This is a genomic window from Streptomyces auratus (assembly GCF_050433025.1).
GTDB classification, from domain to species: Bacteria; Actinomycetota; Actinomycetes; order Streptomycetales; family Streptomycetaceae; genus Streptomyces; species Streptomyces sioyaensis.
In genome coordinates, this window is record NZ_JBNGCB010000001.1 from 1,550,568 (window position 1) to 1,562,159 (window position 11,592).

Here is an 11,592-nt window from a genome sequence, read left to right on the forward strand (position 1 = left end):
TCGCTTCGCCTCGGCTCCTCGATCACAAAGGTCGGATGCCGAGCCCGCGCTGTGCCCGCGAGGCCTGTGCGCCAAAGGTGCCAAAGGTCAAGTCTAAGGGGGACGGGCCCCGCGGCAGGCCCGAGCCCCTGCGGGGCGCCCGCCGCGGGGCCTCAGGCCAGGAAGGCCGGGGCCGCGACGGGCAGGCTAAATCGGAACTGCGCGCCGCCGGCCGGCGCCCGGCCGACCGTGATCGACCCGCCGTGGGCCTCGACGATGCCCTTGACGATATAGAGGCCCAGGCCCGTGCCGCCGCGCTTGCTGCCCCGCCAGAAGCGGGTGAAGACGCGGCTCATCGACTCCTCGGGGATGCCGGGGCCCTCATCGCTCACGGTGACGCTCGTCCCCTCCGCGCTGGTCGCGTCCGATACCGGTCCGACCTCGATGGTGACGGTTCCCTCACCGTGGCGCACCGCATTTTCCAGCAGGTTGCCCAGGACCTGGTCGACCTTGTCCGGGTCCGCCCACAGATCGGGCAGCGGTTCCCGCATCCGGATCAGAAAGCGGTCGGGGCGCTGGCCGGCGGTGGTCTGCGCCTGGACGTTCCGGCGGACCGCGGCGCTCATGTCGACCCGCTGCCGGCGCACCTCCAGCCGCCCGGAGTCGATCCGGGAGATGTCCAGCAGCTCGGCGATCAGCCGGGTGACGCGGTTGGCGTCGGCGTCCACCGTCTCCAGCATCAGCCGCTTCTGGTCGTCGGTGAAGCGTTCCCACTTCTGGAGGAGGGTGGCAGTGAACCCCTTGACGGAGGTCAGCGGCGAGCGGAGCTCATGGGCGACGGTGGCGATCAGCTCGGCGTGGCTGAGCTCCGTACGCCGCCGCGCCTCGGTGCCGCGCAGCGCGATCACCAGCCGCTGGACGGGGCCGGTCGGCGCGCGGCGGACATAGCGGGCCGAGACCAGCACCTCGCGGCCGCCGAGCAGCAGATTGCGCTCCGGCTGGCCGCGGCGGATGGCCGGGCCGCCGTAGGGGTCGGTGAGCCGCCACCAGCGGCGGCCCTCGATGTCCTGCAGCGGCAGGGCGTGTTCGAGGGGGTGGCCGAGCGCGTCCTCGGGGGCGATGCCGGTGATCCTGGCCGCCGCGGCGTTGAAGCAGATCACCCGGCCGGTCTCGTCGGCGACCACCAGGCCGTCGGGCAGATCGTCGGGGTCCAGTCCGAGACCGGTCCCCAGGGCGTCCGCTCCCCCGCCCGTCGCGGGCGACGGCTCGGGCAGCGGTCCGCCGGACGGGCGGCCGCCGGCAGTGGCTGTGGTGCCGGAAGTCCTCACACTCATCCCCGTTACCCCCTTCCGGGCCCCCGGGCACCAAAGCCTACTAGCTCACACCACCTGTGCCGCGAGGATCCGGGTTACGCCCCTCAGGCGGGTGACACCGCACGGCATCCGCCGGTGCCGCGCTGGGCGCGGGCGGAGGCGTAGAGGCAGACCGCGGCGGCCGTCGCGAGGTTGAGGCTCTCGGCCCGGCCGTGGATCGGGACGCGTACGACGGCGTCGGCCAGCGCCCGGGTCTCCTCCGGCAGCCCCCAGGCCTCGTTGCCGAACACCCAGGCGGTGGGCCCGCCCATGGAGCCGCCGTCCAGCTCGGCGTCCAGGTCACGGTCGCCCGCCCCGTCGGCGGCGAGGATCCGTGCCCCGGCGTTCCGCAGTCCGTCCACCACCCGCTCGACCGGCACGCCCACCGTGACCGGGAGGTGGAAGAGCGAACCGACCGACGCCCGCACCGACTTGGGGTTGTACAGGTCCACGGAGGCGTCGGTGAGCACCACCGCGTCCGCGCCGGCGGCGTCCGCGCAGCGCAGCACCGTGCCGGCGTTGCCGGGGTCCCGGACGTTGGCGAGCACCGCGATCAGCTGCGGGCGGGCGGCGAGGATCTCCTCGAACGGCGAGTCGAGGAAGTGGCAGACGCCGAGCAGGCCCTGCGGGGTGACGGTCTGGGAGATGTCGGCGATGGTCCGGTCGTCGGCGAGGTGCACCCGCACCCCGGCCGCGCGGGCCGCCTCGACGATCTCGGTGTGCCGCTCGGCGGCCTCGACGGTGGCGAACAACTCGATCAGGGTGGGCACCCCGTCCGTGCGGTGCGCGATGGCCTCCCGTACGGCCTGCGGCCCCTCGGCGATGAACCGGCGCTCCTTGCCGCGGAAGGCGCGGCGGGCCAGCCGCCGGGCGGCGGTGACACGCGGGGAACGCGGGGAGATCAGCTCGGGGGTGCCCATGGGCGGCGGCTCGCTTCTGTTGTTCGGTGCATGGGGCCCGGAGCCGGGCGTCATCCGGTCCGGAAAAGCGGCGGACCCGCAGGCCGGGGCCTGCGGGTCCGCGTCACAACGTCGTCAGGCTGAGGCTCAGGCAGCCTTCGGGGCGTTGACGTCGCTCGGAAGCGCCTTCTGGGCGACCTCGACGAGCGCGGCGAACGCGTTGGCGTCCGTCACCGCGAGGTCGGCCAGGATCTTGCGGTCCACCTCGATGTTGGCGGCCTTCAGACCCTGGATGAAGCGGTTGTACGTCATGCCGTTGGCGCGGGCAGCGGCGTTGATGCGCTGGATCCACAGCTGACGGAAGTCGCCCTTGCGCTTCTTGCGGTCGTTGTAGTTGTAGACGAGGGAGTGGGTGACCTGCTCCTTCGCCTTGCGGTACAGGCGGGAGCGCTGGCCACGGTAGCCGCTGGCCTGCTCGAGGATCGCCCGACGCTTCTTGTGGGCGTTGACTGCCCGCTTGACGCGTGCCACTTGTTAACTCCTTGTAGCGGGGCCGTGGTTGTCGTCACACGGCCCGAATCGATTGGGTCCCGGTCGAAGTCGCGCGCCCCGTACGTCATGCGGGGCGCAGCGGCTCACTTGCCGAGAAGCTTCTTGATCTTCGCGGCGTCGCCCGGGGCCATCTCGGCGTTGCCGGTGAGGCGACGCGTCACGCGGGACGACTTGTGCTCGAGCAGGTGGCGCTTGCCGGCGCGCTCGCGGAGCACCTTGCCGGAGCCGGTGATCTTGAAGCGCTTGCTGGCACCGCTGTGCGTCTTGTTCTTCGGCATGCGCCGTACTCTCCTCGTCAGTGGCGCTCCCACCGGGACGGACCGGCTGGCGGGAGCGTCATGTATCGGTTGTTGTCCGGGGCGGGTCGCCCCGGCATGAAATCCGGGGCTCTCGCCACGGGATCACGCCTCGGCGTGCTCCTCGGTGGGCTCCTCCACGGACTGCTCCGCGGGAACTCCACCCTGGCGCTCCGCCTTGCGGGCGGCCTGCGCCTCGCGGGCCTCGGCCATCGCCTCGGTCTTCTTCTTGTGCGGACCGAGGACCATGATCATGTTTCGGCCGTCCTGCTTCGGATTCGACTCGATGAAGCCGAGGTCCTCCACGTCGGACGCGAGCCGCTGCAGGAGCCGGAAGCCCAGCTCGGGGCGGGACTGCTCGCGACCACGGAACATGATCGTGATCTTGACCTTGTCACCCTGCTTGAGGAACCGGACGACGTGACCCTTCTTGGTGTCATAGTCGTGCGGGTCGATCTTCGGCCGGAGCTTCATCTCCTTGATGACCGTGTGCGCCTGGTTCTTGCGCGCCTCACGGGCCTTCATGGCCGACTCGTACTTGAACTTCCCGTAGTCCATGAGCTTGCAGACGGGCGGGCGAGCGTTCGCCGCCACCTCGACCAGGTCGAGGTCGTACTCCTGAGCAAGCTCAAGGGCCTTGGCAAGCGGAACAATCCCGACCTGCTCGCCGCTGGGACCGACAAGTCGCACTTCGGGAACGCGAATCCGGTCGTTGATGCGGGGCTCGGCGCTGATGGATCCTCCTCGGTAGCACCACGCGACGGCCTGGCGGACTGCCGCGTAACGTCTTTTCGGTGTGACCAACCGCGCCGGTACATGAAAAATGCCCCGGACGGGACACAGGCGGGGCTCCACGTGGATCTGGAGCACCGCCGCGAAGTCTCCGCGGGGCGCAGCCGGACCGTTGACCCGCCAGCCGGTGAGGCCAGTCGGGTGGGAGATCGGAGCCTCCACTTGTGGGCCGGTCACATGCGTGTCCGGCCGGTCGGAACACCAGAATACACGAGTCAAGGGGTGGCACCCACTCCTGTGCAGTTCCTGCAGGCGGGGCGGGCAGTCACGGGCCCTCCCGCACGCGGGGCCCGGATGCGCTGGCCATAGGCTGGAGGCGACCCCTCAGCAGGAAGAAGCCCGAGACATGACCGACCAGACCCCGCAGCAGCCCGACGCCCCGAACGCGGCGACGCCTGACTTCGACGCCATGACCCGAGACATCGCGGAGGTGCCGGCGGTCGAGGTGATCACCACGGTCGCGGTGCATCTGATGAGTTCGGCGGCGGTCAACCTCGGGCTCGCCGAGGAGGGCGAGGCGCACAAGGACCTGGACGAGGCGCGCAAGCTGATCCAGGCGCTGGCCGGGCTGGTCACCGCCAGCGCCACCGAGATCGGCTCGTACCACGCGGCGCCGCTGCGGGACGGACTGAAGTCGCTGCAGCTGGCGTTCCGCGAGGCCTCGGTCGTGCCGGACGAGCCGGGCCAGGGCCCCGGGGAGAAGTACACCGGGCCCGTCCACGGCTAGGAACGCGGCGACACCGCACATCTGACGGGCCCCGGCCGGGGCCCGTCTTGCGCGGAGAGCGGGCGGCGGGCGTCAGATCGGCTCGTGGGGCTCCGTCGGGGCGTCGTGGGGCATCGCTTCGTCGGCGATGAGGAACGGCTCGTGCGGCGGGTGGGTGACCTGGTGCACCGCCGCCGCGAGGGCGCCGCCGATCAGTGGCGCGACGATGAACAGCCACAGCTGGGTGATGGCCGCGCCGCCCGCGAAGAGCGCCGGGCCGATGGAGCGCGCCGGGTTCACGGACGTGCCGTCGAGCGGGATGCCGATGAGGTGGACGGTGGCCAGCGCCAGGCCGATCCCCAGGCCGCCGAAGCCGATCACGGCCACCTTGTGGGTGACCGCCAGCCACACGTAGACGAGCAGGAAGGTCATCACCATCTCGGCGACGAACGCGCCGCCGAGGTTGAGATGCACCGCCGAGCGGTCGCCCCAGCCGTTCGTGCCGAAGGACGCATGGGTCTGCAGGCCCGGGACCTGCTTGGCGACCAGGAAGAGCAGGGCCGCGCCGACGATGCCGCCGACGACCTGGGCGATCCAGTACTCGGCGGCCGTGCGCAGCGTGATCCGGCGGACCAGCAGCATGCCCAGGGTCACCGCGGGGTTGAGCTGGCTGCCCGAGACCGGGCCGAGCGCGTAGGCAAGCGCCACCATGGTGAAGCCGAAGGCCAGGGCGATGCCGAAGGTGCCGATGTATTCGCCCGCCAGCACTGCCGAGCCGACGGCGAAGAACACCAGGAGCAGCGTGCCGAGGAACTCGGATACGACCGGGCGGGTCAAGACCGTCGAGATCTCCGTTTTCTCCATGGGGGCTCTCCTCGCGTGGATCTTGAGCTCTCCTCCGCATTGTGCGGCCCTGGAGACGAACCCGCCCGTCGGCGGGCCGGGGCCCGGCGGCGGGCCCCGGCGGCGGGGTGTCAGCGCCGGAAGAGCGGCTCCCCGTCGCTGGGGGCGCCGGGCGGCAGCAGGGCCAGGTCCAGACCCCTCACCAGCCGGGCGCGCAGTACCTCGTCGGCGGCCACCGCGCGGGCCAGCCGCTGGGCGACCGTGGCCGGGTCCGCGCTGGGGGCGAGGCCGAGGGCGAGGGTGGCGTCGGTTTCACCGGACGGCACGAGCCGGGCGACCCGCACCGCCGGCTCGGCGTCGAGCAGGGCGCGCAGGGCGTCGGTGACGGCCGGGTCGGCGAGCGGGTCGGCGCTGGTACGGCCCTCGGCGAGCGCGCGCAGGGCGGGGCCGGTGAGCTGGTAGGTGACCGGCCCGGCCAGGTCGACGACGACGGTGTCGGCCTGCTCGTGGGACGCGGCCAGCAGGGCCTGCTGGAGCGGGACCGCGACGGGCCTGGCGTCGGCGCGCCAGCGCTGGAGGGTCTCCGTGGAGGTGAAGGCGGGGAGGGCCCGGCGGCCGTCCGGGGCCTGGAGGGTGGGGACGGCCATGTCGCTGCTCTTCTCGCGGCGCAGGCCGTCGGGTCCGGTCTCCACCTCGCCGAGCACGGCCACCACGGGGACCAGGACGCGCGCCCCGGCCAGCGCCGACAGGAGTTCCGGCTCGGCGGCGCGGTCCCGCTCGTAGGCCGCCAGGGCCGCGGTCAGTGCCGGGTCCGCGGAGCCGTCGTCGTCGGCGAAACCGGGGTCGGGGATGTTCTTCTGCACCACGTGAGCGTATCGGCTGGGGGTGCGGTGTCCGCGGCCCGGGCCGGGGCCCGGAGGCTGACGGGGCGCGGACCGGTCAGGGGTGGGTCCGGCGGTTGCGCCAGAGGACGACGGCGGCCGCGACGAGGACCAGTCCGGCGGCTCCGGCGGTCCAGGGGAGCCAGTTGACCGGGGAGTCCGCGGCATCGCCGATGGTGGGGCCGGGGCCGAAGTAGCGGTCGGCGTAGGCGGCGGGGGACGGCTTCTGCGGCGTGGGCTTGAGGTCCCCCGCGGCCGCGAGGGCGGCGGCGGGGTCGATCAGACCGGCACCGTAATCGTCGTCGCGGCCGCCCTCGGGGCTGTCCTGGGCGGTGGTGGTGAGCAGCCGGCGGATCTGGGCCGGGCTCAGGTCGGGGTGGGCGGAGCGGATCAGGGCGATGGCGCCGGAGACGAAGGCGGCGGCGGGGCTGGTGCCCCAGCCGGAGAGGTAGCCGTTCCCGGTGTCGGCCATGACGATGTCGAAGCCGGGCGCGCTGACCGTGGCGTACCAGTGGCGGGTGGAGAAGCGGGCGCGCGCGCCCACATGGGTGACGGCGGTGGCCGCGATGACGCCCGGGTAGGCGGCGGGGTAGGAGACGTGGTTGCCCTTCTGGCCGCCGTTGCCCGCCGAGGCGACGACGGGGATGCCCTTGCCGAGGGCGTACTGGATCGCCGCGTCCTCCCGGGGCTCGGGGTGTGCGGACTCGCTGTCGTCGCCCAGGGACATGTTGATCACGTCGGCGCCGTGGTCGGCGGCCCAGCGGATGCCGTCGGCGAGCGCCCCCGCCTTCTGGGTGCGGGCCCGCTCGCGCTGCGGGTCGTTGTCCTCCAGGATCACCCGGACCGGCAGGATCCTGGCCTTCGGGGCGAGCCCGAGCACACCGTCCTGGCGGCCAGCGCCATGGCCGTGACCTGCGATGATGCTGGCCATGCCGGTGCCGTGCTGGGCCCAGGCGGTGTCTCCCGGCCCGGCGCCGAAGCCGACCAGGTCCTGTTCGGGCAGCACCTGGCCGGCGAGGTCGGGGTGGTTGGCGTCCACGCCGGTGTCCAGGACGGCGACGGTGACGCCCGCGCCCTTGGTGGTGCGCCAGGCCTGCTGGGCGTGGACGGCCTGCAGGGCCCACTCCTGGGCGCGCAGGGCGTCGGCCTGTGCGGGGACGGCGGGCAGCACCGCGAGCGCCGCGCAGGACAGTGCGACAGCGGCGCCGCGCAGCACGGTCTTCGTCATGACGATGCCTCCGTGGCCTGCGGGGGGCTGCCGGCTGCCGTGCGGAAGTCCTTCCCGATGCGGTCCGCCAGGTCCTTGGCGTCATGGCCCAGACCGGACTCGGCCGGGGCGGTGGTGGCGCCGGGCTTCGTCGCGGCCTCGGCGGGCTGCGGCTCGGCGAAGGTGCGGCCGTCGGCGAAGCCGGAGACGGCGTAGACGACGACCGGGATGTCGGTGAGCACCCGGACGGTCCAGCTGACCCGCTGGGCGCGGCCGAAGTCCTGGGCCGGGGTGTCCCGGGCGGCGTACGGCAGCGGCATCAGGTCGGTGCGGGTGCCCAGACTCCTGGTGCTGAAGCGGGTGTTGAGGGCCATCATCCCGGCCTGGTCGGCCTTGGTGATCTGCGCCCCGACGGTGATGACGCTGCTGCGGGTGGCATCGACGTAGGTGGCGCGCAGCAGGCGGAGGCAGCCCGCCCGGGCGAGCGCGGCGGCGAGCTTGGGGTCGTAGGCGCCGCTGCAGCCGCTGTCGGGGGCGACGGCGATCCGGCTCCAGGTCCGGTCGGCGCCGCCGGGGCCGGCGCCGAAGCCGTTGACGGTGCGCGGGAAGAGGGTGTCGACGGGGGTGTTGTGCCAGACGTCGCGGCCCTTGGCGAAGGTGGCCGCGGCGTCCGGGGTGGCGCCGGCGGCCTCGTCGGTGAGCCAACTGCCCGCCGCCGCACCGCCGATGAGGCCGACGCCGAGGACGAGGCAGGCCGCGGCGGCCAGCACCCGGGCGCCGGGGCGGTTCGCCGAGGGGCGGCTCGGCACACCGGGCCCGCCTCCCTGCACCGGCACGGGGGCCGAGGACCACGGCGGCTGTGGCCGGCGCGCGGCGGCGGGACCGGGCGGTGCGCTGCCGGCGGGCGCCTGCGGGGTGGCGGGGTCGGGCTCGCCGGGGCGCGACGGGGCGCCCGGCCCGCTCCACAGGTCCTGGCTGTGCGCCAGATGGAAGGCGGCGGTGTCGCGGAAGGCGTCGGGGCGGGCGGCGGGCCGCGGCGGGACGGCCGGGCCGGGCGCGCCGGCCGGGCGGGGCGGCAGCGGGGCGCCGGCGGCGGGCGGCTGCGCACCCGGCGGGGCGGGCGGTGGAGCGGTGGGGCGCGGCGGGACGGGGGGCGTCCCCGGTGCGGACGGTTCGGCCGGCACCCGGCGCAGCACGGCCGTGTGCGGGTCGCCCGCCGGCTCCGGCGGCGCGGCCGGAGCGGGCCGCCGGGGCGGCTGCGGGGGTATGGGCGGGATGCGCCGCGCATCGGCGAATTCGGCGTCGGTGCTCACCCGCGCTCCCCCTTGCACCGCTGACCGCCACGACCCGATCCGGAATCGGGGCACGGTGGTTCGTATCCGGACAACACCCGCTGACCTGCTGGTTGCGGTGTCGAGCCACTCTAAGGGCTGGCGGTGTCCGTGCTCCAACCCCTGTCCGCTCTGTGGCCATCTCTCCCCTTACCCCGTGGTAGGCAGTTCTGGCAGGCTGCGGCCATGTCACCGCAGACTGCCGACACGCACGGCGACCGGGCCCGCCCCCCGGCTCTCGACGGGGAGACCCCGTTCGACCGGGCCACCGCACACCTCGACGCCCCGCTGGCCGTCGTCGACCTGCAGGCCTTCGACGCCAACGCCGCCGATCTGGTGCGCCGCTCCAAGGGGAAGCCGATCCGGGTGGCGAGCAAGTCGGTGCGCTGCCGGGCGCTGCTGGAGCGGGTACTGGCCCGGGAGGGCTTCGCGGGGATCATGAGTTTCACGCTGGCCGAGTCGCTGTGGCTGGCGCGTTCGGGCTTCGGCGACATCCTGCTGGCGTATCCGACGGCGGACCGGGCGGGGCTGGCCGAGCTGACCGCCGCACCGCAGCTGGCCGCCGCGGTGACGGTGATGGTCGACGACCCGGCGCAGCTGGATCTGATCGACGCGGCCCGCCCGGACGGTGCGCGCGGCGGCGCGGAGGTGCGGGTGTGCCTGGAGCTGGACACCTCCTTCCGGCTGCTGGGCGGAAAGGTACGGGTCGGCGCGCGCCGCTCTCCGCTGCGTGAGCCGGCCCAACTGGCCGCGCTGGCCCGGGCGGTGGCCCGCCGCCCCGGGTTCCGGCTGGTGGGGCTGATGGCGTACGAGGGGCATCTGGCGGGGGTGGGCGACGAGGTCGCCGGCAAGCCGGTGTTCTCGCGGACGGTCCGGGTGATGCAGGCGGCGGCCCGCAAGGAGCTGGCGCGGCGGCGCTGGGAGGCCGTACGGGCGGTGCGGGCGGTGGCACCGCGGCTGGAGTTCGTCAACGGCGGCGGGACCGGCAGTGTGCAGCACACCGCAGCGGAGGCGGCGGTCACCGAGATCGCGGCCGGATCCGGGCTGTACGTACCGCGGCTGTTCGACAACTTCCGCTCGTTCAGCGGGCGTCCGGCGGCGCTGTTCGCCCAGCCGGTGGTACGCCGGCCCGGCCCGGGGGTGGTGACGGTGCTGGGCGGCGGCTATCCGGCGTCGGGGGCGGCGGGCGCGGACCGGCTGCCGGTGCCGTATCTGCCGGCCGGGCTGCGCTACGACCCGCAGGAGGGCCCCGGCGAGGTGCAGACGCCGCTGCTGGGGCCGGCCGCCGACGGGCTGCGGTTGGGCGACAAGGTGTGGTTCCGGCACGCCAAGGCCGGTGAACTGTGCGAGCGGTTCGGCGAGTTGCACCTGATCGAGGGTGATCGGGTGGTGGACACGGTCCCGACGTACCGCGGGGAGGGCCGCACCTTTCTCTGACCGGTGCGGCCCTCCCCCGTACGGAGCCGGTGGCTCAGTACACCGTGTCCTGCTGGTCCGGGATCACCGAGCCGTCGGGGCGGTGAATCGGGGCGAGGGTGCCGTCCGGCTGGACGGAGCCGGCGGTCGAGCACGGGTACGGGTCGGTCTTGCGCTTCTTCGGCTCGATGAACATCGGGTTGATGATCCAGCGGTGGTCGCTGTTGTCGTACGCCCGGCACATCAGCTCGGTCTTGTTGCGGTTGATGGCCAGGTGGCCGGCGGTGGCATCGCCGACGAACGTCACATCGGTCTCGGCGTCGCCCGCCGCGAAGGCGGCACGGTGCGCCGGGTCCTGCTGCTGCCAGGCCTTGGCGCCCTTGACGTGGAAGATCTCCTGGTTGATCCAGCAGCGCTTGCCGTCCATGTACGTCAGGACCTCGCCGTTGGTGTCCTTGACGTCACCGCAGCCCTGGACACCGGTGGTGAGCCGGCCGTCGCGGACGATGTTGCGGATGCCGACGATGTGGTCACGGTCGATGCCCACACCGGGCGCCCAGGCGCGCACCAGCGGCTCGGCGGACGCCGAGACGATGTAGACGTCGAAGCCGGCCTTCTTGAGGGTGCCGATGAGGTCGCGCTGCTGCTCGTAGTAGCGGATGTATCCGGCCCACTTGTGCGTGCCGACCGTCTGCTCCGTACCGATCGGCGCGGCGAGGTTCTGCTTGCGCGCCTTGGCGGCGTACGAGGTCAGGGCGTCCGGACTGTGCCCGGCGAACAGCTGGGTGATCCAGACGTAGGAGGGCACCGTACGCCGGTGGTTCCACTCCCCCTCGAACGCGGGCTTGCCGCCGGAGGTCTTCTCGTCGTTGTAGACGTCGAGGATCTCGTCGGTGCAGCCGGTGTCGGTCGAGGTCGGCAGCGGGTGGCCGGCCGGTACGGAGGTGCCGCAGGCCTTGGTGAGCGCGGTGGCCGCGTCGTCGGTCAGCCACTTGTTGGTGGCCTTCCAGCTGGCGGGGCGCAGCACCTTGTCGTGCAGCAGCATCCAGGCCAGCGTGGCGTCGGAGATGTCGTTCTTGACGACGGTGTTGTCCCAGTCGAAGGTCGCGACCGGGCGCGCGCCGTCGGAGCCGGAGCAGCTGCCCTGCTCATCGATCATTTTCTGCAGCTTGGCACGGTTGTCGCCGTACCAGCCCTTGGTGACATGGAGGGTGGGGCACTGACGCGGTGCCGGGCCCGCCGTGGCCGTCTGGGCGGACGCGACGCCGCCTCCCACGACCGCGAGGGCGGCACCTGCTGCCAGCCAGCGACGTTTGGTGAGCATGGAACACACTCCTG

12 protein-coding genes are annotated in these 11,592 nt (G+C 73.3%); 2 read left to right on the forward strand and 10 right to left on the reverse strand.

Features of this window, described 5'->3' with window-relative positions; translation table 11 throughout:
- Nucleotides 1-152: 152 nt before the first annotated feature.
- From BKA18_RS06595 to infC, 5 genes are all read right to left on the reverse strand, one after another.
- Entirely contained in the window at nucleotides 153-1,313 is a 1,161-nt protein-coding gene (locus BKA18_RS06595) for a sensor histidine kinase (RefSeq protein ID WP_366045335.1), read from the reverse strand.
- An 83-nt stretch (nucleotides 1,314-1,396) separates the two neighbouring features.
- Nucleotides 1,397-2,251 carry a TrmH family RNA methyltransferase gene (locus BKA18_RS06600; protein ID WP_366045336.1) on the reverse strand — a complete coding sequence of 285 codons (855 nt, stop codon included), beginning with the start codon at nucleotides 2,249-2,251 and terminating at the stop codon, nucleotides 1,397-1,399.
- A gap of 126 nt (nucleotides 2,252-2,377) precedes the next feature.
- A complete protein-coding gene (gene rplT / locus BKA18_RS06605) occupies nucleotides 2,378-2,761 on the reverse strand; it encodes a 50S ribosomal protein L20 (RefSeq protein WP_006607577.1) in 384 nt (127 codons plus the stop codon).
- A 104-nt stretch (nucleotides 2,762-2,865) separates the two neighbouring features.
- A complete protein-coding gene (gene rpmI / locus BKA18_RS06610) occupies nucleotides 2,866-3,060 on the reverse strand; it encodes a 50S ribosomal protein L35 (RefSeq protein WP_006607578.1) in 195 nt (64 codons plus the stop codon).
- Between the two features lie 123 nt (nucleotides 3,061-3,183).
- Nucleotides 3,184-3,882 (reverse strand): translation initiation factor IF-3, encoded by a 699-nt coding sequence (gene infC, locus BKA18_RS06615; RefSeq protein ID WP_078568917.1) that lies wholly within the window; start codon nucleotides 3,880-3,882, stop codon nucleotides 3,184-3,186.
- 334 nt (nucleotides 3,883-4,216) lie between these two features.
- Here infC and BKA18_RS06620 point away from each other — a divergent pair, with 334 nt between their 5' ends.
- Nucleotides 4,217-4,597 carry a DUF1844 domain-containing protein gene (locus tag BKA18_RS06620; RefSeq protein ID WP_366045337.1) on the forward strand — a complete coding sequence of 127 codons (381 nt, stop codon included), beginning with the start codon at nucleotides 4,217-4,219 and terminating at the stop codon, nucleotides 4,595-4,597.
- Between the two features lie 72 nt (nucleotides 4,598-4,669).
- On the opposite strand, the gene BKA18_RS06625 is transcribed toward BKA18_RS06620, so the two are convergent.
- The 4 genes from BKA18_RS06625 to BKA18_RS06640 form a co-directional block, all read right to left on the reverse strand.
- Nucleotides 4,670-5,440, reverse strand: a complete 771-nt coding sequence (locus BKA18_RS06625; protein WP_096214457.1) for an aquaporin — start codon at nucleotides 5,438-5,440, stop codon at nucleotides 4,670-4,672.
- 110 nt (nucleotides 5,441-5,550) lie between these two features.
- Nucleotides 5,551-6,285: an SseB family protein gene (locus BKA18_RS06630; protein ID WP_366045338.1), complete on the reverse strand. Its 735-nt coding sequence runs from the start codon at nucleotides 6,283-6,285 to the stop codon at nucleotides 5,551-5,553.
- Between the two features lie 73 nt (nucleotides 6,286-6,358).
- Nucleotides 6,359-7,528 carry a type VII secretion-associated serine protease mycosin gene (gene mycP / locus BKA18_RS06635; RefSeq protein WP_366045339.1) on the reverse strand — a complete coding sequence of 390 codons (1,170 nt, stop codon included), beginning with the start codon at nucleotides 7,526-7,528 and terminating at the stop codon, nucleotides 6,359-6,361.
- Nucleotides 7,525-8,820, reverse strand: coding sequence for a hypothetical protein (locus BKA18_RS06640; protein WP_366045340.1), 1,296 nt, complete (start codon nucleotides 8,818-8,820; stop codon nucleotides 7,525-7,527). The genes mycP and BKA18_RS06640 overlap by 4 nt, the downstream gene beginning before the upstream one ends.
- Nucleotides 8,821-9,024: 204 nt before the next feature.
- On the opposite strand from BKA18_RS06640, the gene BKA18_RS06645 reads away from it, so the two are divergent.
- Complete coding sequence (locus tag BKA18_RS06645; protein ID WP_366045341.1) at nucleotides 9,025-10,275, forward strand: amino acid deaminase/aldolase; 1,251 nt, start codon at nucleotides 9,025-9,027, stop codon at nucleotides 10,273-10,275.
- Nucleotides 10,276-10,309: 34 nt separating this feature from the next.
- Here the strand turns inward: BKA18_RS06645 and BKA18_RS06650 are convergent, their stop codons facing one another.
- Complete coding sequence (locus BKA18_RS06650; protein ID WP_366045342.1) at nucleotides 10,310-11,578, reverse strand: HAD family hydrolase; 1,269 nt, start codon at nucleotides 11,576-11,578, stop codon at nucleotides 10,310-10,312.
- Between the last annotated feature and the right edge of the window lie 14 nt (nucleotides 11,579-11,592).

Coding starts and splice junctions, on each gene's coding strand:
- BKA18_RS06595 (WP_366045335.1), bottom strand. CDS start 1,313: ATGAGTGTGAGGACTTCCGGCACCACAGCCACTGCCGGCGGCCGCCCG.
- BKA18_RS06600 (WP_366045336.1), bottom strand. CDS start 2,251: ATGGGCACCCCCGAGCTGATCTCCCCGCGTTCCCCGCGTGTCACCGCC.
- rpmI (WP_006607578.1), bottom strand. CDS start 3,060: ATGCCGAAGAACAAGACGCACAGCGGTGCCAGCAAGCGCTTCAAGATC.
- BKA18_RS06620 (WP_366045337.1), top strand. CDS start 4,217: ATGACCGACCAGACCCCGCAGCAGCCCGACGCCCCGAACGCGGCGACG.
- BKA18_RS06625 (WP_096214457.1), bottom strand. CDS start 5,440: ATGGAGAAAACGGAGATCTCGACGGTCTTGACCCGCCCGGTCGTATCC.
- mycP (WP_366045339.1), bottom strand. CDS start 7,528: ATGACGAAGACCGTGCTGCGCGGCGCCGCTGTCGCACTGTCCTGCGCG.
- BKA18_RS06645 (WP_366045341.1), top strand. CDS start 9,025: ATGTCACCGCAGACTGCCGACACGCACGGCGACCGGGCCCGCCCCCCG.
- BKA18_RS06650 (WP_366045342.1), bottom strand. CDS start 11,578: ATGCTCACCAAACGTCGCTGGCTGGCAGCAGGTGCCGCCCTCGCGGTC.